At 66.3% G+C, this 19,199-nt stretch carries 19 protein-coding genes; 9 read left to right on the top strand and 10 right to left on the bottom strand.

The window, feature by feature from the left end; translation table 11 throughout:
* Positions 1-6 precede the first annotated feature (6 nt).
* Positions 7-1,962, top strand: coding sequence for a methyl-accepting chemotaxis protein (locus UB43_RS04235; protein WP_045208709.1), 1,956 nt, complete (start codon positions 7-9; stop codon positions 1,960-1,962).
* On the opposite strand, the gene UB43_RS04230 is transcribed toward UB43_RS04235, so the two are convergent.
* The gene (locus UB43_RS04230) at positions 1,930-3,678 is read right to left on the bottom strand and encodes a SulP family inorganic anion transporter (RefSeq protein ID WP_045208707.1); all 1,749 of its coding nucleotides are present in this window, start codon (positions 3,676-3,678) and stop codon (positions 1,930-1,932) included. The genes UB43_RS04235 and UB43_RS04230 overlap by 33 nt on opposite strands.
* A 508-nt stretch (positions 3,679-4,186) precedes the next feature.
* A complete protein-coding gene (locus UB43_RS04225) occupies positions 4,187-5,191 on the bottom strand; it encodes an NADP-dependent oxidoreductase (RefSeq protein WP_045208704.1) in 1,005 nt (334 codons plus the stop codon).
* Between the two features lie 227 nt (positions 5,192-5,418).
* On the opposite strand from UB43_RS04225, the gene UB43_RS04220 reads away from it, so the two are divergent.
* Both UB43_RS04220 and UB43_RS04215 read left to right on the top strand, forming a co-directional pair.
* Positions 5,419-6,180: an SDR family oxidoreductase gene (locus UB43_RS04220; RefSeq protein WP_045208701.1), complete on the top strand. Its 762-nt coding sequence runs from the start codon at positions 5,419-5,421 to the stop codon at positions 6,178-6,180.
* 287 nt (positions 6,181-6,467) lie between these two features.
* The gene (locus UB43_RS04215; RefSeq protein ID WP_045208697.1) at positions 6,468-7,358 is read left to right on the top strand and encodes a bile acid:sodium symporter family protein; all 891 of its coding nucleotides are present in this window, start codon (positions 6,468-6,470) and stop codon (positions 7,356-7,358) included.
* 148 nt (positions 7,359-7,506) lie between these two features.
* On the opposite strand, the gene UB43_RS04210 is transcribed toward UB43_RS04215, so the two are convergent.
* The 3 genes from UB43_RS04210 to UB43_RS04200 are packed head-to-tail and all read right to left on the bottom strand — an operon-like array spanning position 7,507 to position 10,534.
* Entirely contained in the window at positions 7,507-8,670 is a 1,164-nt protein-coding gene (locus tag UB43_RS04210; protein ID WP_045208695.1) for an AAA family ATPase, read from the bottom strand.
* Between the two features lie 48 nt (positions 8,671-8,718).
* Entirely contained in the window at positions 8,719-9,918 is a 1,200-nt protein-coding gene (locus UB43_RS04205) for a benzoate/H(+) symporter BenE family transporter (RefSeq protein ID WP_045208693.1), read from the bottom strand.
* A gap of 13 nt (positions 9,919-9,931) precedes the next feature.
* Entirely contained in the window at positions 9,932-10,534 is a 603-nt protein-coding gene (locus UB43_RS04200; RefSeq protein ID WP_045208690.1) for a LysE family translocator, read from the bottom strand.
* A 344-nt stretch (positions 10,535-10,878) separates the two neighbouring features.
* Between UB43_RS04200 and UB43_RS04195 the strand changes: the two genes are divergently transcribed.
* Positions 10,879-11,520, top strand: coding sequence for a hypothetical protein (locus UB43_RS04195; RefSeq protein ID WP_045208688.1), 642 nt, complete (start codon positions 10,879-10,881; stop codon positions 11,518-11,520).
* On the opposite strand, the gene UB43_RS04190 is transcribed toward UB43_RS04195, so the two are convergent.
* A complete protein-coding gene (locus UB43_RS04190; RefSeq protein ID WP_045208686.1) occupies positions 11,517-11,960 on the bottom strand; it encodes a MarR family transcriptional regulator in 444 nt (147 codons plus the stop codon). The genes UB43_RS04195 and UB43_RS04190 overlap by 4 nt on opposite strands.
* Positions 11,961-12,041: 81 nt before the next feature.
* Here UB43_RS04190 and UB43_RS04185 point away from each other — a divergent pair, with 81 nt between their 5' ends.
* From UB43_RS04185 to UB43_RS04170, 4 genes are all read left to right on the top strand, one after another.
* A complete protein-coding gene (locus tag UB43_RS04185) occupies positions 12,042-13,199 on the top strand; it encodes a PLP-dependent aminotransferase family protein (RefSeq protein WP_045208684.1) in 1,158 nt (385 codons plus the stop codon).
* A 10-nt stretch (positions 13,200-13,209) separates the two neighbouring features.
* Complete coding sequence (locus UB43_RS04180) at positions 13,210-13,812, top strand: glutathione S-transferase family protein (protein ID WP_045208681.1); 603 nt, start codon at positions 13,210-13,212, stop codon at positions 13,810-13,812.
* A 382-nt stretch (positions 13,813-14,194) separates the two neighbouring features.
* Positions 14,195-14,656, top strand: a complete 462-nt coding sequence (locus tag UB43_RS04175; protein WP_045208678.1) for a bacteriohemerythrin — start codon at positions 14,195-14,197, stop codon at positions 14,654-14,656.
* A 97-nt stretch (positions 14,657-14,753) separates the two neighbouring features.
* Positions 14,754-15,602: a cache domain-containing protein gene (locus UB43_RS04170; protein ID WP_082085766.1), complete on the top strand. Its 849-nt coding sequence runs from the start codon at positions 14,754-14,756 to the stop codon at positions 15,600-15,602.
* A 63-nt stretch (positions 15,603-15,665) separates the two neighbouring features.
* Here the strand turns inward: UB43_RS04170 and folE are convergent, their stop codons facing one another.
* From folE to UB43_RS04150, 4 genes are all read right to left on the bottom strand, one after another.
* The gene (folE, locus tag UB43_RS04165; RefSeq protein WP_045208675.1) at positions 15,666-16,211 is read right to left on the bottom strand and encodes a GTP cyclohydrolase I FolE; all 546 of its coding nucleotides are present in this window, start codon (positions 16,209-16,211) and stop codon (positions 15,666-15,668) included.
* Positions 16,212-16,354: 143 nt separating this feature from the next.
* Complete coding sequence (locus tag UB43_RS04160) at positions 16,355-16,912, bottom strand: Smr/MutS family protein (RefSeq protein ID WP_045208672.1); 558 nt, start codon at positions 16,910-16,912, stop codon at positions 16,355-16,357.
* Between the two features lie 70 nt (positions 16,913-16,982).
* Positions 16,983-17,303: a hypothetical protein gene (locus UB43_RS04155; RefSeq protein ID WP_045208670.1), complete on the bottom strand. Its 321-nt coding sequence runs from the start codon at positions 17,301-17,303 to the stop codon at positions 16,983-16,985.
* A gap of 173 nt (positions 17,304-17,476) precedes the next feature.
* A complete protein-coding gene (locus UB43_RS04150; RefSeq protein WP_045208668.1) occupies positions 17,477-18,073 on the bottom strand; it encodes a cysteine hydrolase family protein in 597 nt (198 codons plus the stop codon).
* A gap of 180 nt (positions 18,074-18,253) precedes the next feature.
* Between UB43_RS04150 and prmB the strand changes: the two genes are divergently transcribed.
* A complete protein-coding gene (gene prmB / locus UB43_RS04145) occupies positions 18,254-19,168 on the top strand; it encodes a 50S ribosomal protein L3 N(5)-glutamine methyltransferase (RefSeq protein ID WP_045208665.1) in 915 nt (304 codons plus the stop codon).
* Positions 19,169-19,199 lie beyond the last annotated feature (31 nt).

Genomic DNA, 19,199 nt, shown 5'->3' with positions numbered 1-19,199 from the left:
GAAGCCATGGTTGCCTTCGTGCAGCGTCGTCTGGCCGATATGGGAACGGCGAAGAAACTGGCCATCGGATTCGGTCTGGTGCTGTTGCTGACCGCCCTGGTCGCGGTGATCGGCGTGACCTCGCTAGGGGCGATTTCCCAGCGCTTCGACCTGCTCGGCGATATGTCGACCATCAATCGAGAGTTGCTGGAGATGCGCCAGAGCGAGAAGGACTTCGTCATCGACGCCAGCGATGCCTCCGCCAAGCGCCTGCGCGAACACGCCGGCAACCTCGGCGAAGCGGTGGCGCGTCTCAAGGCGCAGCCGGATCAGGCAGCGGCCATGGCCCGCGTCGAGCAGGGGGTCGCCGATTACCTCGCGGCCTTCGCCAGCTTCGAGAAGTCCAGCAAGAGCCGGCGCCTGTCGCTGGACGCCGCCACCTGGTCGGTGAACGGCGCGTCCAACAGCCTGGACATCCTGCAATCCAGCCTGGCCGATGACGGCGCCTATGAACTCAAGGATTCCCAGGGCCAGAAGGGCGAGGAACTGCTGCAGCAGGCCGCCCAGGTCAGCCAGCTCTATCGCCTGGTGCTGCAGGGCCTGAACGAGGCCCGCTCGCGCATGGAGGCCGGCAGCGACGAGAAGGCCGAAGAAGGCCGCATCAAGTCTGCTGCCGAGGCACTGGAGCTGTCCGCCAGGCTGCAGGAGGCCATCACCGATCCGACCTACGTCTCGGTACTCAAGGACGTCATCACCAACATCAACGCCTTCGTCGAGAAGCTCGACGAGTACACCGCCAGCCTCGGGCAGGAAAAGCAGGTCCACGCACAGATGAACGACCGCGCGGCCCAGGTCATGCAGCAGGTCGACGACGCCTATGCGGCGCAGCGGGCGGCCATGCAGACCCAGCTGCGCACCAATACGTTGCTGATCGTCGCTTCGGCGGCGCTGGCGCTGCTGGTCGGCGCGCTGGCTTCGCTGCTGATCACCTGGATGATCGTGCGCCCGCTGCGCCAGGTGATCGGCATGGCCAGCCGCATTGCCGAGGGTGACTTGAGCGTGAGCATCGAGGTGCGGCGCAAGGACGAAGTCGGCCAGTTGATGGGGGCGGTGGGCAGCATGGCCGACAGCCTGCGCGGCATCGTCAGCCGGCTCAGCGATGGCGTTGGGCAGATCACCGCGTCGGCGCAGGCGCTTTCCAGCGTCACCGAGCGCACCCAGCACGGGGTGAACTCGCAGAAGGCCGAGACCGACCAGGTCGCCACGGCGATGAACCAGATGGCGGCGACTGTCCACGACGTGGCGCGCAACGCCGAGGAAGCCGCCAGCTCCGCCGAACAGGCCGATGGCAAGGTCGCCAGCGGGCAGGATGTGGTGCGCCAGACGCTGGGCCGCATCGAGCAACTGGCCGACGCCGTGCGCGCGGCCACCGAAAGCATCGAGCAGCTGGGCCGCGAGAGCCAGAGCATCGGCAGCGTGCTGGACGTGATCAAGAACGTCGCCGAGCAGACCAACCTGCTGGCGCTCAACGCCGCCATCGAGGCGGCGCGGGCCGGCGAGCAGGGCCGGGGCTTTGCCGTGGTGGCCGACGAAGTGCGGGCGCTGGCACGGCGGACCCAGCAGTCCACCGCGGAGATCGAGACGCTGATCGCCGCCCTGCAAAGCGGCGCGAATACATCGGTGCAGCGTATGCAACGCAGTCACGCGCTGGTGGAAATGACCGTGGGTGACGCGGTGCAGACCGAGGCCGCGCTGGGCACCATCGCCTCGGCGGTGGCGGTGATCCACCAGATGAACCAGCAGATCGCCGCCGCTTCCGAGCAGCAGAGCGCGGTCGCCGAGGAGATCAGCCGTAGCGTCAGCAGCATCCGTGGCATCGCCGACGAATCGGCGCAGGCCATGGAGTCCACTGCGTCTTCCAGCGTCGAGCTGGCGCAGCTCAGCCGCGAGCTACAGGGGCTGGTCGGGCAGTTCCGCCTGTGACGCCGCCACGGCGCGCTCGGCCGCTTCCTGCTCGCGCTTGCGCTGCTGATGCCAGCGCCGGTAAGCGTTGACGCCCGCGCGCACCGAACTGAACACCAGCGGCGGCTTCACTTCGCCCAGCAGCTGCGAGCGCTTGAGCAGGGCCAGCGTTTCGCCGGTGACCCGCGCCAGCGACAGGTAAACGCCCTGGGCCTCCAAGGTCTGCTGCACTTCGCGCAGCGTGGTCAGGCCGCTGATGTCCAGGTTGAGGATGCCTTCGGCGTTGAGCAGCACGGCGCGGGCGTTCGGTGTCTGGGCCACGACCTCGAGAATGCGTTGCTTGAAGTAGTCGGCATTGAAGAACAGGATCGGCGCGTCGAAGCGGTAGATCACCAACCCCGGCAAGGTGCGCGCGTTGGGGTATTGCTCGATTTCCACCTGGCCGTCGATGCCGTGCACCCAGCCCATCACCGCGTCGTGCGGGCGATAGGTGAGGTAGAGCAGGCGCAGCAGGGCCAGCATGATGGCGACGAAGATGCCCGGCAGTACGCCGACGCTGAGCACGCCGACCGTGGTCAGCACGCACAGGCCGAACTCGAACCGGCTCAGCGCCCAGAAACCGCGCAGTGCGCGGAAGTCGATCAGGCCCCAGCCGGCCATCAGCAGCACCGCGCCCAGCGCCGGCATCGGCACCCAGCCCAGCGGCTTGCTGAACAGCAGCAGGACCAGGCCGATCACCAGGGCGGCGACCACGCCGACCATCTGGCTCTTGCCGCCGACCATGTCGTTCACCGCGGTACGCGAGTCGGCGCCGCTGATGACGAAGCCCTGGGAAATCCCCGCGCCGATGTTGGCCATGCCCAGCGCCATGAACTCGTGGTTGGCGTCGATGGCGTAGCCGTGGCGGGCGGCGAAGCTGCGCGCGGTGAGCATCGCGCTGCAGAAGCTGACGATGGTGATGCCCATGGCATCGCGGAACAGGCTGCCGGCCTCCTCGACGCTGGTCTTCGGCCAGGACAGGTGCGGCAGGCCTTGCGGCACCTCGCCCAGCAGCTTGATGCCGTAGTGGTCCAGGCCGAACAGGGCGGCGATGACCGAGGCGAACAGTACGCCGACCAGCGCGCCGGGAATCTTCGGGTAGCGGCGCGGCAGCAGGATCATCAGCGCCAGGGTGCCGACGCCCAGCGCCAGGGTCGGCAGGTGTGTATCGGCAAGATTGCGCACCAGGGCGATCAGGCCACGGACGAAGCCGCTGGTCTCGCTGTGGTAGCCGAGGATCTTGCCCAACTGACCGGCGATCAGGCTCAGGCCGATACCGTTCAGATAACCCACCAGCGTGGGCCGCGAGAGGAAGCTGGCAACGAAGCCGGCGCGGGCGAAACCGGCAGCGATGGACATGACGCCTACCAGCACCGCGACGATCATCGACAATTGCAGCAGGCGCTCCGGGTTGCCGGCCGCCAGTGGCGTGATGGCCGCCGCGACCATGGCGGCGGTGGCGGCATCCGGGCCGACCATCAACTGCCGCGAACTGCCGACGACGGCGTAGATCAGCATCGGCAGGATGCAGGCGTACAGCCCGACCTGCGGCGGAAAGCCGATGATCTGCGAATAGGCGATGGCGGTGGGAATCTGCACCGCGGCCACCGACAGACCGGCCTGCACATCGCGCGGCAGCCAGTCGAAACGGTAGTGCAGCAGGCTGTCCAGACCAGGCAGCCAACGGGCGAGGGACATCGGGGGGATCTTCCTTGGAGTCGACCAAGGGAAATCCTAGCTGGAAAGCCCGTTCAGAGCTTGTCGGAAATCATCGAGATAGAGCGCAGAAGCCAGGCCAGCCTCTGCAGGCAACTTCAGTGCTGGGTTTACCCCTCACCCCAACCCTCGGCTTTGGCATCCTGCGTCGCCCTACCTCCTGCATCCATGCAGTCGTCTCCCAGAGGGCGAGGGGGCCGAGTGTGCCGGCTGATGCGGCGGTTTCATCCGGCACCGATCAATCCCTTCTCCCTGTGCGGGAGGCCAGGGCGGCGCTGTTGATCCTGTAGGACCGAGGGGGACGCTTAGTCCTTGCTCGCGAACGCTCTTGCCGGCGACATCGGTGCCGGGCGGGTTCGCGAGCAAGCTCGCTCCTACAAGGTTGCCGGCTACCCGCCGATGATCGGCTTCGGGTAGGAGCGGACTCCGTCCGCGATTGGCCCGCGTCGCGCCGGAGACCATCGCGGACGAAGTCCGCTCCTGCGGCGCCTCAGACCTTGAGCACCAGCTTGCCGAAGTTCTCGCCGCTGAACAGCTTGGCCAGGGTCTCGGGGAAGGTTTCCAGGCCTTCGACGATGTCTTCCTTCGACTTCAGCTTGCCTTCGCCGATCCAGGTCGCCAAGTCCTTGAAGCCTTCCTGGAAGCGGTGGGCGTAATCCATCACCACCATGCCTTCCATGCGCGCGCGGTTGACCAGCAGCGACAGGTAGTTGGCCGGGCCGCGTACGGCTTCCTTGTTGTTGTACTGGCTGATCGCGCCGCAGATCACTACCCGCGCCTTGGGCGCCAGGCGGGCCAGCACGGCATCGAGGATGTCGCCGCCGACGTTGTCGAAGAACACGTTCACGCCCTTGGGGCACTCGCGCTTGAGGCCGGCGTTGACGTCCTCGGCCTTGTAGTCGATGGCGCCGTCGAAGCCCAGTTCATCCACCAGGTAGCGGCTCTTGTCGGCGCCGCCGGCAATGCCGACCACGCGGCAGCCTTTGATTTTCGCAATCTGCCCGACCACGCTGCCCACCGCGCCGGCGGCGCCGGAGACGACCACGGTGTCACCGGCCTGGGGCAGGCCGACGTCGAGGAAGCCGAAGTAGGCGGTCATGCCGGTCATGCCCAGCGCCGAGAGGTACAGCGGCAGCGGCGCGCGCTGGCTGTCGACCTTGTAGAAGCCCTTGGGCTCGCCGAGGAAATAGTCCTGCACGCCAAGGGCGCCGTTCACTTCGTCGCCGACCTTGAAGTCCGGGTGCTGCGAGGCGATCACCTTGCCCACGCCGAGGGCGCGCATTACGTCGCCGATGGCCACGGGGGCGATGTAGGACTTGGCGTCGTTCATCCAGCCGCGCATGGCCGGGTCCAGCGACAGGTACTGGTTCTTCACCAGGATCTGCCCCGGACCGGGTTCGCCGACCGGGGTTTCCACATAGGCGAAGGTGTCGCGGGTGGCGGCGCCGACCGGGCGCTGGGCGAGCTGGAACTGGCGGTTGATCTGGGCAGACATGGCAGTGGACTCAGTCAGGGGAAAGCCTAGGTGATAGTCCGCCTGTCGCGCCGGGGCAAGTTCCGTCCGCCGGAGGAATGTTCGCCCATCGGTTCCAGTGATCCGGATTTACAGGAATCATCATCGCCATGGATGCAGGAACGTCGCCCCGCCTGATAGTGCTTCGCGCCGCTGGAGCGCTGGCTAGACTGCGACGGTTATTTCCCAAACCGCTTCGAGGTTCGCTCATGAGTCAGCTGCTTTCCGGCCAGGTTGCCCTGGTCACTGGCGCCGGTAACGGTATCGGCCGCGCCACCGCCCAGGCCTTTGCCCAGCAGGGTGTGAAGGTCGTGGTTTCCGACGTCGACGCCAAGGGCGGCGAAGCCACTGTCGAGCTGATCCGCGCGGCGGGTGGCGAGGCGACCTTCATCCGTTGCGACGTGACCCGCGACGCCGAGGTCAAGGCGCTGGTGGAGGGCACCGTGGCTGCCTACGGCCGCCTGGACTACGCCTTCAACAACGCCGGTATCGAGATCGAGAAGGGCAAGCTGGCCGACGGCGAGGAGAGCGAGTTCGACGCGATCATGGGCGTCAACGTCAAGGGTGTCTGGCTGTGCATGAAGCACCAGATCCCGGTGATGCTGGCGCAGGGCGGCGGCGCCATCGTCAACACCGCTTCCGTGGCTGGCCTGGGCGCGGCGCCGAAGATGAGCATCTACGCGGCTTCCAAGCACGCGGTGATCGGCCTGACCAAGTCCGCCGCCATCGAGTACGCGAAGAAGAAAATCCGCGTCAACGCCGTCTGCCCGGCGGTGATCGACACCGACATGTTCCGTCGCGCCTACGAGGCCGATCCGAAGAAGGCCGAGTTCGCCGCCGCCATGCACCCGGTGGGCCGCGTCGGCCGCGTCGAGGAAATCGCCAGCGCGGTGCTGTACCTGTGCAGCGACCACGCCGGCTTCACCACCGGCATCGCGCTGCCGGTGGATGGCGGGGCGACGGCGATCTGATCGTTGCGGGGCAACCCCGAGCGCAGATCATCCCGTAGGAGCGGACTCCGTCCGCGATCGGTTGCCGCCCAGCTCGGCGCGGCTGGGAATCGATCGCGGATAAAACCGCTCCTACACAGCCGTTGATCGCGGCATCAACGTGTAGGAGCCCGTCTGCAAGATCCCGCCCCGTTCGCTACAAACTTTTGCATTCTGTTACAGGATGAAGCGGTTTTGGCCTGCAAGGCCAGTTACAAGCGCCCAAGAGGCCGAAACAATCGGCCCATTCCAGTTGGAGAATAATGACAATGACCAACGATCCCTTGCTGACGCTTTTCATGCCCATCGCCCTGGGCATCATCATGCTGGGCCTCGGCCTGTCCCTGACCGTCGCCGACTTCGCCCGCGTGGTGCGCTATCCCAAGCCTGTGCTCATCGGCCTGGTCTGCCAGATCATCCTGCTGCCCCTGGCGTGCTTCCTCATTACCGTCGGCTTTGCCCTCGAAGCGGCGCTGGCCGTGGGCATGATGCTGCTCGCCGCATCCCCTGGCGGCACCACCGCCAACCTCTACAGCCACCTGGCCCACGGCGACGTGGCGCTGAACATCACGCTGACCGCGGTGAATTCGGTGATCGCCATTCTCACCATGCCGCTGATCGTGAACATGTCGCTGCTGTACTTCATGAACGACGGCCAGACCATCCCGCTGCAATTCGGCAAGGTGCTGCAGGTGTTCGTCATCGTCCTGGGACCGGTAGCCATCGGCATGATCGTGCGGCGCCTGCTGCCGAGCGTGGCGGCTGCGCTGCAGAAGCCGGTGAAGATCCTCTCGGCGCTGCTGCTGGCGGTGATCATCGGCGTGGCCGTGACCAAGGACTGGCAGACCTTCCTGACCTACGCGCCCATCGTCGGTGCCGCGGCCCTGAGCTTCAACCTGCTGAGCCTCGCCGTGGGCTACTGGGTGCCACGCCTGCTCAAGCTGTCCAAGCCCCAATCCATCGCCATCGGCATGGAGATCGGCATCCACAACGGTACGCTTGCCATCGCGCTGGCGCTCAGTCCGATGCTGCTGAACAACAGCACCATGGCGATTCCGGCGGCGATCTATGGCGTGCTGATGTTCTTCACTGCCGGCCTGTTCGGCTGGTGGGTCAGCCGAGGCGTGGCCAAGACCGTGCCGGAGCAGGCGCACGCCTGATCCGCTAGGGCACCCGCCATGCGCATGATTCGCGCATGGCGCGTTCCCGCCATCGGGTATCCATTGTTTTCATGGGGGGGTAGGAGCGGACTCCGTCCGCGATTGTTTTCCCGTCGCTCCTACGCCATACCGTTGCCTGATCCCGGGCTCAATCCGCCCAATGCCACGCCGGCGCATCGAACATGCCCTGGTCGCGGATGCGTGTCTGGCCCAGTTCCTTGTCCAGGTGCAGGCAGTTGCACTCGGGGTGTTCCTCCAGCGTGGCGATCAGCCGGCTGGCGTGGGACACGACCCAGACCTGGGTGTGCTTCGAGGCGGCGATGATCAGGCGCCCCAGCGCCGGCAGCAGGTCCGGGTGCAGGCTGGTTTCCGGTTCGTTGAGCACCATCAGCGACGGCGGGCGCGGCGTGAGCAGGGCGGCCACCAGCAGCAGGTAGCGCAACGTGCCGTCGGAGAGCTCCGCCGCGCTCAGTGGGCGCAGCAGGCCGTATTGCTTCAACGCCACGGCGAAGCGTCCACCGGGCTGGCAGTCGATCTGCAGTTCGGCGCCGGGGAAAGCGTCGCCGATGGCGGTTTCCAGGGCATTGGCATCGCCGATTTCCCGAATCGTCTGCAGCGCGGCGGCCAGGTCGCGGCCGTCGTGGTGCAGCACCGGGGTGCGGGTGCCCAGTTGCGGCTGGCGCGCGGGGGCGTCGGCGTCGGTGCGGAAGTGGTCGTAGAAGCGCCAGCCACGAATCTGCTCGCGTAGCAGCAGGGCTTCGGGGCAGTCCGAGCCGCTGCCGATCTGGGTGAACAGGCTGTCGAAAGTCGGGATGTGCTGCTCCAGCACCTGCCAGCTGCGGCCTTCGCGGGCGCGCAGCATCGGACCGTTGCGTTCCACCAACTGTGAGGCGGGGCGATACCAGGGGCCGGCCCAGATGCTTTCGTGCTTGATCTCCGGGTCCAGGCCGAAGGCGCTGACCACCGGCGGTGGCGGCAGGCCGAGGGCGATGGCGTAGCCGAAATCCTCGCCGGCAAAGCCCAGGCGCAGGCGCTTCACTTCGTTGCGCGGGCCGCCCTGGACTTCCACCTCGCCTGTGCGCATGCGCCGCGAGTGGCTTTCCGGCCCGGCCCAGAAGGTGGACTCCAGCCCGCCCTCGCGCGCCAGTGCATTCACCACGCCGCCCTGGGCGGTCTCGGCGAGCAGGCGCAGGGCGCGGTAGAGGTTGGACTTGCCACTGCCGTTGGCGCCGGTGATCAGGTTCAGCCGGCCCAGCGGCAGTACCAGCGAGTTGATCGAGCGGTAATTGGCGACGGCCAGGGTGTGCAGCATGCGGGGCGATCCGGTTCAGGCAATCGCCCGCATGCTAGCAGAAGGGTCTTACGGCGCGCGGCGCCAGTTCAGCACCAGCTGTGTCAGCAGGCCTGCAACCAATCCCCAGAAGGCGGAACCCACGGAGAACAGGGTGAAGCCCGAGGCGGTGACCAGGAAGGTGACCATCGCCGCCTCGCGTTGGCGGGCGTCGGCCATGGCGTTGGTCAGGCCATTGGTGATCGAGCCGAGCAGGGCCAGGGCGGCGATCGACAGTACCAGCGCCTTGGGCAGCGCGGCGAACAGCGCCGCCAGGGTGGCGCCGAAGATGCCGGCGATGCCGTAGAACAGCCCGCACCAGAGCGCGGCGGTGTAGCGCTTGTGCGGGTTCTCGTGGGCTTCCGGGCCGGTGCAGATGGCCGCGCTGATGGCCGCCAGGTTGATGCCGTGGGAACCGAAGGGCGCCAGCAACAGCGAGGCGATGCCGGTCGTGGAGATCAGCGGCGAGGCGGGCACCTGGTAGCCGTCGGCGCGCAGTACGGCGAGGCCCGGCATGTTCTGCGAGGCCATGGCGACGATGAACAGCGGGATGGCGATGCTGATGGTGGCCGCCAGCGAGAAGCTGGGCGTGGTCCACACCGGGCGGGCGATCTCCAGCTGGAAATGGCTGAAGTTGAGCAGGCCGAGGAAGCCGGCCAGGGCGACGCCCACCAGCAGCGCGGCGAACACCGCGTAGCGCGGCGACAGGCGCTTGGCAATGAGGTAGCTGACGAACATCGCCACCACCAGCGCCGTCTGCTGCTGCGCGGCGTTGCAGATCTCGATGCAGATGCGGAACAGCACGCCGGCTAGCAGCGCCGAGGCCAGCGAGCCGGGCACCTGGCGCATCAGGCGTTCGAAGCTGCCGGTGACGCCGCAGAGGGTGATCAGCGCGGCGCACACGATGAACGCGCCAATGGCCTCGCCGTAAGGTACGCCGGGCAGGCTGCTGATCAGCAGCGCGGCGCCGGGGGTGGACCAGGCGATGACGATGGGCGTGCGGTAGCGCAGGGTCAGGCCGATGGTGGCCAGCGCCATGCCGATGGACAGCGCCCAGATCCACGAGGAAATCTGCGCGGTGGAGAGCCCCGCCGCCTGGCCGGCCTGGAACATCAGCACCAGTGAACTGGTGTAGCCAGTGAGCATGGCGACGAACCCGGCGACGATGGCGGCGGGGGAGGAGTCTGCCAGCGGGCGCATGGGCGCGGAGGCGGGGGTGGTGTCAGTCATGCACGAACTTCCATCAGGTGCGAGTGAGCAAGGGGTAGAGCGAAGCGACCAGCAGCGCCGCCATGCCGAAGTTGAACAGGCGCAGCCGCAGCGGGTCTTCCAGCCAGCGCCGCAACAGGCTGCCCAGTATGGTCCAGACGCCGACGCTGGGCAGGTTGACCACGGCGAACAGGGTGGCGATCAGCACCACGTTGCCGATCCAGCTGTTGGCCGGCAGGTAGGTGGCGATGGCGCCCACGGCCATCACCCAGGCCTTGGGGTTGACCCATTGGAACGCGGCGGCCTGGAGGAAGGTCATGGGTTTGGCGGCGTTCTCGCCTTTCGCCTCGGGTGCACCGGAGCGGGCGATCTTCCACGCCAGATACAGAAGATAGGCGCCGCCGGCGTAGCGCAGCGCCGTATAGCTGGCCGGGAAGCGTTCGAACAACTGGTGCAGGCCCAGGCCCACGGCGACCACCAGCAACAGGAAGCCGATGCTGATGCCGAGCATGTGCGGGAGGGTGCGGCGGATGCCGAAGTTCACGCCCGAGGCCAGCAGCATCATGTTGTTGGGGCCGGGGGTGATGGAGGTGACGAAGGCGAACAGCACGAAGGCGCCGAGGAGTTCGAGGGGCATGGCGGGGTACCGGTTTTGTTCTGGGAGCTACTTTTTCTGGAGCTTTGCGCCGGGGGTATCCCTCTCCCTAACCCTCTCCCTGAAGGGAGAGGGGACCGTGTGGTGCAGGTTGAAGCCAAAGTGTCAGCCGGCACGGACAGCGCCCTCTCCCTTCAGGGAGAGGGCGGGGGAGAGGGCTCGCCCCACGCAGGATCTCAATTGGAACCAGACTAATCCTGCCACCGCGAAGCTGTCCCATAACAGCCAGCGGCCGAGTGGCCCGTACAGTGCGAGCGGCAGTGGCGTGCGTGGGTGTGCGCCGGTATGGTGCGGGAGAGCCGCACAACTGATGGAAGATCGCCACCATGGAACAGAATCCCTACGCCGCCCCCAAGGTCGAGCTGGTGGATCAGAGCGCTCCGGGGGCATTCCTCGCCGGGCGCTGGAACCCCGGCCACCTGCGTCTGCTCGGCTGCCTGAGCCTGGCGTTGCTGTTGTGCAATGTGGTGCTGTTCGCCCTGTCCTTCACGGCCGCGCTGCAGGAGTCGAGCACCTGGCAGCGCTACGAACTCTGGGTCGGCGTGCTCAGCACGGTGCTCGGTTGCTTCCTGCTGTGGCGCACCCGCAGCTTTCTCGAGGATCGCTTCAACGCCCGTGGGCTGGCCTGGCCGGTCGGGCTTTCGATTGCAGTCGCGCTGGTGATGCAGGTCTACAGCCTGATCTTCGACGAGCAGCTCAGCGGCGAATTCAACGGCGCGCTGATGGGCTTCATGGGGCTGTTCGTGCCCACCGGCATCGTTACTCTGTGGTACGGCATCCGCCTGCTGAAGATCGAGTTGCCTTACCCGTCGGTAAAGGTCATGGGCTGGCTGGAGGTCACCTCCGGTGTGTGCCTGCTCAGCGTCCTGCTGTTCCTGCCCGGTACTGCGTTGGCGATGGCCAGCCTGCTGCCGCTGGCGCTGATGTTCCTGCGCGCCGCCCGCGAGCTGCAGGCTGCTGCCCGCTAGTCTTCGTCCTGTGACCAGGCGATGGCCTGATTGACTGCCAGCCAGCCGCGCACGGCGTCCTCTCCGGCTTCGTCGAAGGCGCGTTGCAGCAGGCGCCCCTGTTCCTGGCGCAGGGCCTTTTCCAGTTTGCCGCCTTCGGCCGTCAACTCCAGCAGGCGCCGGCGCTTGTCGTTGTCACAGGCTTCGCTGCGGATCAGGTCGCGCTCGAGCAACTGGCGCAGCGGCACGTTCAGCGCCTGCTTGGTCACGCCGAGGGCGGACAGCAGCTGGCTGACGCTCAGGCCCGGGTTGCGTGCGATGAAGAACAGGATGCGGTGGTGCACCCGGCTCAGGCCGCGGCGCGCCAGCATCTCGTCGGGTTTCGCGGTGAAGGCCCGGTAGCTGTAGAAGAAGGCTTCCATGGCCTGGAGTTGCAGGGCACTTTTTATTAGGTCAGGCATATTGACGTATCCGTCTCGGGCGTCGTAGCTTCGGTCAAGCAGTTTGACTCATTCTTCCGTGCTCCCGCTACCGGTGACCCCATGGCCTTCTCCGAACGCATCGCCCGACTGAAAAGCTCTCTGATCCGTGAAATCCTCGCCGCGGCGCAGCGCCCGGAGGTGATGTCCTTCGCCGGCGGCCTGCCCGCCGAGCCGATGTTGCCAAAGGTGAACTGGGATGACATGCCGGCGAGCATGGGCCAGTACGGGATGAGTGAGGGGGAGCCGGCACTGCGCGAAGCCATCGCGGCCGAAGCGCGCGCGCTGGGCGTGCCCTGCGAGGCGAGCCAGGTGCTGATCGTCAGTGGCTCGCAGCAGACGCTCGACCTGGCCAGCAAGCTGTTCATCGATCCGGGCACCGAAGTGCTGCTCGAAGCGCCGACCTATCTTGCCGCGCTGCAGGCCTTCCAGCTGTTCGGCGCGAACTGCCTGACCGTGCCGCTGGGCGCCGAAGGCCCGGACGTGGCCGCACTACGCCAGCGTCTGGAAACCAGCAAGCCGGCCTTCGCTTACCTGATCCCGACTTTCCAGAACCCGTCCGGCGTGCGCTACAGCGAACAGCGCCGCGATGAGGTGGCCGCCGTGCTCGACGAGTTCGGCGTGACCCTGATCGAGGACGAACCCTACCGCGAGCTGGTGTTCGATGAGGGCGCCGCGACGCCGTTGGTCAGCCGCCTGAAGCGATCCAGCTGGATCTACACCGGCACCGTGTCGAAGACGCTGCTGCCGGGCCTGCGCGTGGGCTTCCTGATCGCCACGCCGGACCTGTTCCCGCACCTGCTGCGCCTGAAGCAGTCGGCCGACCTGCACACCAACCGCGTCGGCCAGTGGCAGGCGTTGCAGTGGTTCGGCACCGAGGCCTACCGTGGCCATCTGGCCGAGCTGCGCGATTTCTACCGCCTCCGCCGCGATGCCATGCAGGCGCAGCTGGAGGATCACTTCGGCGAGCTGGCCGAGTGGAACGTGCCCCAGGGCGGCTTGTTCTTCTGGCTCAGGCTCAAGCAGCCGCTGGACACCCGTACACTGCTGGACGCGGCGCTGGCACAGAATGTGGCCTTCATGCCCGGTGAGCCTTTCTTCACCGAACCGGATGCCAATCCCGGCTATTTGCGGCTTAACTTCAGCCACGTGGCACCCGAACGCGCCGGCGAGGGGCTCCGTCGCCTGGCGGCGGTGATCCGTGAAGCGCAGACCCAGTGAGGAGATGAGCATGTACACCGTCTACGGCGATCGACTGTCCGGCAACTGCTACAAGGTCAAGCTGGCCCTGCACCTGCTCGGCCTGCCTTACCAGTGGCGCGAGATCGACATCCTCAAGGGCGAAACGCAGACCGCCGAGTTCCTGGCGATGAACCCCAACGGCAAGGTGCCGGTGCTGAAGCTCGAGGACGGCACCTGCCTTTGGGAATCCAACGCCATCCTCAACTTCCTCGCCGATGGCAGCGAGTTGCTGCCCAGCGAACCGCGCCTGCGCACCCAGGTGCTGCAGTGGCAGTTCTTCGAGCAGTACAGCCATGAGCCCTACGTGGCCGTGGCGCGCTTCATCGAGTTCTACCTCGGCCTGCCCGAAGAGCGCCGCGAGGAGTACGCGCGCTGCCACAAGGGCGGCTACAAGGCGCTGAAGGTGATGGAGAAGCAGCTGGAGCAGACGCCTTATCTGGTGGGCGACACGTACTCCATCGCCGATATCACCCTGTACGCCTACACCCATGTGGCTCACCAGGGCGGCTTCGACCTGTCGAACTTCCCGGCGATCAATGCCTGGCTGGCGCGGGTGGCGGACCATCCGCGGCACGTGGGGATGCAGGACTGAGCATCGCGCCCGGCCATTGAAAACGCCGCTTCCCTGGGAGCGGCGTTTTTCGTTGTGCATACCCAATGACGCAGGGGAGCGTAGGAGCGGACTCCGTCCGCGATGTGCCACCGGCCAGCTCGAAGCAGCCGGAAAGCGATCGCGGACGGAGTCCGCTCCTACACATGGGTTTGCCTTGTGCGAAGCGAAAACAGGCAATTTGCTATCAGACGAATCCGAAATAACCGCTCTAAACCGCGGATTCCGGCGCCTGGGGGTTGACCGGCATCATGGCGGCGTTTTGTCGCCCTCCCTAATCTGGACGCGCTGCCATGCGGGATGTACCGATGTGGCCGGGCGCGAGCGGCAGGCAGTGTCGTCGCCTGGCATGGGGAGGGGAAAGATGGCCTATCTGGTCTGGCAGGCGGATCTCGACACCGGGATCGGAGTGATCGACGCACAGCACAAGCGCATCGTCGAAATGATCAACCAGCTGCACGAGGCCCAGGCCCATCACGACCGAGCGATGCTCGGCGGCGTGATCGAGGAACTGGTCGACTACACCATCTCGCACTTCGCCTTCGAGGAGACCCTGCTGGAGGACTCCGGCTACCAGTTCACCCGCGCGCACAAGAAGGTCCACGAACTCTTCATCAAGCGCGTTTCCGATTACCGCACGCGTTTCGAGGCCGGCGAGGACGTCGCCGAGGAGCTCAAGGGGCTGCTCGGCCGCTGGCTGTTCAACCATATCCGCAACGACGACGCCAACTACGTGGACGCGGTGAAGGCGACCATGCACGAGCTGACCCGCGACCAGGGCCACGGTGGCTGGCTGTCGCGTTCGATGAAGCGATTCTTCGGCTGAATCGCCCCCTGTTTCGGCAGTGAATGCCGACGCGAACCGCCCCTGGCTGGCTATGCTCTGTGCACAACTACAAGCTATGCCACGGGGGTATTCGCGCATGAAGACGCTGTTGAAGTCACTGCTGCTGCTTTCTTTCCTGTCGTCCTTCCCATTGTTCGCCGCCCAGTCGACCACGTCGCCGACGGACGACCAGCGCGCCAAGGCGTTGCTGTCCAAGGCGGTGGCCGCCTACAAGCAGGAGGGCGACAAGGCCTTCGCCGCGTTCAGCCGCCAGGGCGAATTCGTCGATGGCGACCTCTATGTGTTCGTGGTGGACAGCAAGGGCACCATGCTCGCCAGCGGCGGGCCGTCGGTGGTGCTGATCGACCGCGACGTTTCCTCGACTCTCGATCCTTCGCTCCAGGAGCAGTTCGCCAAGGCCTTGAAGTCGCCGGAAACCGGCAAGGTGCAGCAGGCCGACTACCGCTGGAAGAACTGGGCGGACGGCAAGGTGGAACGCAAGCACGTCTATTACCAGCGCGTCGGCGAACGCTTCCTCGCGGTGGGCTACTACATCCCGCGAGCCTCGGCGCAGCAGGCGGCAGCCATGCTGGACAAGGCGGTGAAGGCCGTCGAGGCCGACCCGGAAGGGACCTTCAGGAAGATCACCGCGAGGGACAAGGCTTTCATCGAGGATGATCTCTACGTCTTCGTGGTTGACCTGGACACCTCGAAGTTCGTCGCCCATGGCTTCAACACGCGGATGGTCGGCACCGACTTCGACTCGCTGAAGGACCCGGGCGGCAACCCGATCGGCCATGCCATGCTGGAACTGGTGAAGGCCAAGGGCGAGGCGGAGTTCGAGTACCAGTGGCGCAACCCGGTGACCAGCAAGGTGGAGAACAAGCACGCCTTCCTGCGCAAGGCCGGGCACTACCTGGTGGCGGTGGGTTACTACACCCGCTGATTGCAGCGATTCACAGGCACAAAAAAACCGGCCCTGGGGCCGGTTTTTTCATGGCAGCGGCTGTCAGCGGATCAGGCTGAGGAACTCGCTGCGGGTGGCGGCATTCTCGCGGAACTCGCCAAGCATCACCGAGGTGACCATGGAGGAGTTCTGCTTCTCCACGCCGCGCATCATCATGCACATGTGCTTGGCCTCGATCACCACGGCCACGCCCAGCGCGCCGGTGACCTGCTGCACGGCCTCGGCGATCTGCCGCGACATGTTTTCCTGGATCTGCAGGCGGCGCGCGTACATGTCGACAATGCGCGCGACCTTGGACAGGCCCAGTACCTTGCCGTTGGGGATGTAGGCGACGTGGGCCTTGCCAATGAACGGCAGCAGGTGGTGTTCGCACAGCGAGTAGAGCTCGATGTCCTTGACCAGCACCATCTCGCTGTTGTCGGAGCTGAACAGGGCGCCGTTGACGATCTCCTCCAGCGTCTGCTGGTAGCCGCGGCAAAGGTACTGCATGGCTTTGGCGGCACGCTTGGGCGTGTCGAGCAGACCTTCGCGGGTGACGTCCTCACCGAGCTGGCTGAGGATCGCGGAGTAGTTTTGTTCCAGGGACATGATCTACCTGTGGCAATGACAAAAATAAAAACCGTGGCGCAGGGTAGGGCGCTCAGCCTTGGCTGGCAAGGCCCGCGCGCCGGTTGGCGCGTTATGGCAGGCGGATTGTCGCCGGGCGCGAGCGCAAGCCGGATGCAGGGCTTTTACTCGTCACGACCCTCGAGCATGGTGCGCCGCAGCATCACGTAGATCGCCCCGGTGCCGCCGTGGCGCGGCAGGCAGGAGGTGAAGCCGAGCACCTGCGGGTGCTGGCGCAGCCAGGTGTTCACGTGGCTCTTCACCATCGGGCTGCGGCCGTCGACGCGCGCGGCTTTGCCATGGGTGACGCGGACGCAGCGGATCTCGAATTTGGTGGCTTCGGCAATGAAGTCCCAGAGGGTTTCGCGGGCGGTCTCGATCTTCATGCCGTGCAGGTCGAGGCTGCCCTCGAAGGCGATCTGGCCGGCCTTGAGCTTGCGGATCTGGCCTTCCTGGACACCGTCGCGGGCCCAGTAGAGTTCGTCCTCGGGGCCGACGTCGATGACGAACTGGTCGGACAGGCCGTCGACCCGGATGTTCTCGGTGCGCACGGTCGCGTTCTGCCGCAGCTCCTTGAGCTGCTTGCGGTCGGCCTTGGGTTTGCCGGTGTCGGCCTGGTCCACGGTGATCCGCCTGACGCCGCGCATTTCGCTGGCGAATTGGGAAAAATCGTCGTCTTGCATGCGCACCTCCTCAAACAGCCGCGCAGTCTAACGGATCGCGCCGGTCCTGCGGAAATGCGCCGTACGGGGATCAGTCGCGGCGCTTCATCAGCCGGGGCGACAGGCTCAGGCCTTCGCGGCCTCGGGCGCGGCGGCGCGCGGCGCGCCAGAAAGTGACGCCCAGCCAAAGGCAGAACAGCCCGATTACCAGCAACACAGCGCCGGCGCCCGGTTCGATGTGCAGCACACCCACCGCGGGCTGGCGGCGGAGCAGGGCGGCGACGCCGGCCATGGCGGACAGGATGCCGAAGGTGGCGATTACCGCGGCGATCGCAGCGGCGAAGCGCCAGCGCCAGCGGCCCGGACGCTTCGGGCGCAGGCTGGGTGGATCGAATTTATCGGTCATCTTCATCCCGACTTCCTCATCTGTTGAACGAGGCTATGACCGGTGGGGCGGGGTGGGGTTCCAACCCCAGGGTCGGGAAGCGCGGTGAACCCGCTGGGTGAGCGGGTTCGCGGGCTTTCGCGCCTAAGCTGAGCCTAACCCCGGGCGCTTGTCGTTGCCGCCCGTCGGGACGAATGGCTTCAGACCAGCGCCTGGGCTTGGGCGACCACGGCGGCGAAGTTGTCGCCCAGGGCGGCGATTTCGGCGCGGTGCAGGTCGCGCGCGGCGAGCACGCCGCCTTCGGGGGTGGGAATGTCGCGGGTGGCGCAGGCGGCATCCACCAGGGTGCAGCGATAGCCGTAGTCCTTGGCGGCGCGGACGGTGGTGCTGATGCTGGAGTGGGTCATGAACCCGCAGACGATCAGGTCCAGGCGGCCGCTGGCCTGCAGGCGGTCATGCAGGTCGGTGCCGGCGAAGGCGTTGGGCAGGCGCTTGTCCACCACCACCTCGCCCGGCAGCGGGGCCAGCTCCGGCAGGAAGCGGCCGCGCGGACCCTGCGGGTCGAGCAGGCCACCGACCACGCCCAGGTGGTGCACGTGGACGACGGGAGTGCCCATGTTCCGGGCCGTCTCCAGCAGCAGGCGAATCTGCGCCACCGCCGCGTCCAGGTCAGGCAGGGCGAGCACGCCGCTGCGATATTCCTCCTGGGCGTCGATGATCAACAGAGTGCTCTGGCGCAGGGTGGCCGGCGGATATCCGCGCCCACTGATCTGCAGCATGCTGAGCGGATGGGACATGTCTGGACTCCTGTAAATGCATGTTCACTCATTGTGGGCCGTAACGCGTCCGCTGTGAATCTTTGCGAACTCGCGCCAAAGTGGTAATGGCATTCTTCGACGGAACCGCCCGGAGGCGCCCCAGAGCCCCCGCGTTCCGCTAGAATGCGCCCCTTTTTGCGAGCTGCGAGGACTGCTGCCGTGACCGAATCCCGTTTGCTGACCCTGCGTGACCACATCCGCTGGGCCGTCAGCCGCTTCCACGCCGAGGAACTGTTCTTTGGCCACGGTACCGACAACGCCTGGGACGAAGCCCGCCAGCTGGTGCTGGGCGCGTTGCACCTGCCCTGGGAAATGGCTGATGCCTACCTGGACTGCCGCCTCGAGGACGAGGAACGCGACTACCTGATGCACCTGCTGCGCCGGCGCATCGAGGAGCGCGTGCCCACCGCCTACCTGTTGGGCGAGGCCTGGTTCTGCGGCATGCCGTTCGTGGTGGACGAGCGCGTGCTGGTGCCGCGCTCGCCCATCGCCGAGCTGATCGAGCGCCGCTTCGAGCCCTGGCTGGCGGCCGACCCTGCACGAATCCTCGACCTGTGCACCGGTTCGGGCTGCATCGGCATCGCCTGTGCCAGCGCCTTCCCGGATTCCGAGGTAGTGCTGGGCGACCTGTCGTTCGATGCCCTGGAAGTGGCCAACATCAACATCGAGCGCCACGAGTTGGGCGAGCGCGTCTACACCGTGCAGGGTGATGGTTTCGAAGGCCTGCCGGGCCAGCGTTTCGACCTGATCGTGTCGAACCCGCCCTATGTCGACGCCGAAGACTTCGCCGACATGCCGGCCGAATACCACCACGAGCCCGAGCTGGGCCTGGCTTGCGGCAACGACGGCCTGGACCTGGTGCGGCGCATGCTGGCCGAGGCTGGGGACCACCTGACCGAGCGCGGCACGCTGGTGGTGGAAGTGGGCAATAGCCAGGTGCACGTGGCGGCACTCTACCCGGAAGTGGACTTCACCTGGCTCGACTTCGAGTACGGCGGCCACGGAGTGTTCCTGCTCTCGGCACAGCAGTGCCGGGAGCATCAGGAGCTGTTCAAGTCGCGGATCAACGCCTGAGTCGACCTGTAGGAGCGCCCCATGGGCGCGA

Origin of the sequence: Pseudomonas sp. 21 (genome assembly GCF_000955805.1) — a bacterium.
Lineage (GTDB): Bacteria > Pseudomonadota > Gammaproteobacteria > Pseudomonadales > Pseudomonadaceae > Pseudomonas.
This window is presented reverse-complemented; position numbering and strand designations above follow the sequence as displayed.

Coding starts and splice junctions, on each gene's coding strand:
- UB43_RS04235 (WP_045208709.1), top strand. CDS start 7: ATGGTTGCCTTCGTGCAGCGTCGTCTGGCCGATATGGGAACGGCGAAG.
- UB43_RS04230 (WP_045208707.1), bottom strand. CDS start 3,678: ATGTCCCTCGCCCGTTGGCTGCCTGGTCTGGACAGCCTGCTGCACTAC.
- UB43_RS04225 (WP_045208704.1), bottom strand. CDS start 5,191: ATGTCTGCCCAGATCAACCGCCAGTTCCAGCTCGCCCAGCGCCCGGTC.
- UB43_RS04220 (WP_045208701.1), top strand. CDS start 5,419: ATGAGTCAGCTGCTTTCCGGCCAGGTTGCCCTGGTCACTGGCGCCGGT.
- UB43_RS04215 (WP_045208697.1), top strand. CDS start 6,468: ATGACCAACGATCCCTTGCTGACGCTTTTCATGCCCATCGCCCTGGGC.
- UB43_RS04210 (WP_045208695.1), bottom strand. CDS start 8,670: ATGCTGCACACCCTGGCCGTCGCCAATTACCGCTCGATCAACTCGCTG.
- UB43_RS04205 (WP_045208693.1), bottom strand. CDS start 9,918: ATGACTGACACCACCCCCGCCTCCGCGCCCATGCGCCCGCTGGCAGAC.
- UB43_RS04200 (WP_045208690.1), bottom strand. CDS start 10,534: ATGCCCCTCGAACTCCTCGGCGCCTTCGTGCTGTTCGCCTTCGTCACC.
- UB43_RS04195 (WP_045208688.1), top strand. CDS start 10,879: ATGGAACAGAATCCCTACGCCGCCCCCAAGGTCGAGCTGGTGGATCAG.
- UB43_RS04190 (WP_045208686.1), bottom strand. CDS start 11,960: ATGCCTGACCTAATAAAAAGTGCCCTGCAACTCCAGGCCATGGAAGCC.
- UB43_RS04185 (WP_045208684.1), top strand. CDS start 12,042: ATGGCCTTCTCCGAACGCATCGCCCGACTGAAAAGCTCTCTGATCCGT.
- UB43_RS04180 (WP_045208681.1), top strand. CDS start 13,210: ATGTACACCGTCTACGGCGATCGACTGTCCGGCAACTGCTACAAGGTC.
- UB43_RS04175 (WP_045208678.1), top strand. CDS start 14,195: ATGGCCTATCTGGTCTGGCAGGCGGATCTCGACACCGGGATCGGAGTG.
- UB43_RS04170 (WP_082085766.1), top strand. CDS start 14,754: ATGAAGACGCTGTTGAAGTCACTGCTGCTGCTTTCTTTCCTGTCGTCC.
- folE (WP_045208675.1), bottom strand. CDS start 16,211: ATGTCCCTGGAACAAAACTACTCCGCGATCCTCAGCCAGCTCGGTGAG.
- UB43_RS04160 (WP_045208672.1), bottom strand. CDS start 16,912: ATGCAAGACGACGATTTTTCCCAATTCGCCAGCGAAATGCGCGGCGTC.
- UB43_RS04155 (WP_045208670.1), bottom strand. CDS start 17,303: ATGAAGATGACCGATAAATTCGATCCACCCAGCCTGCGCCCGAAGCGT.
- UB43_RS04150 (WP_045208668.1), bottom strand. CDS start 18,073: ATGTCCCATCCGCTCAGCATGCTGCAGATCAGTGGGCGCGGATATCCG.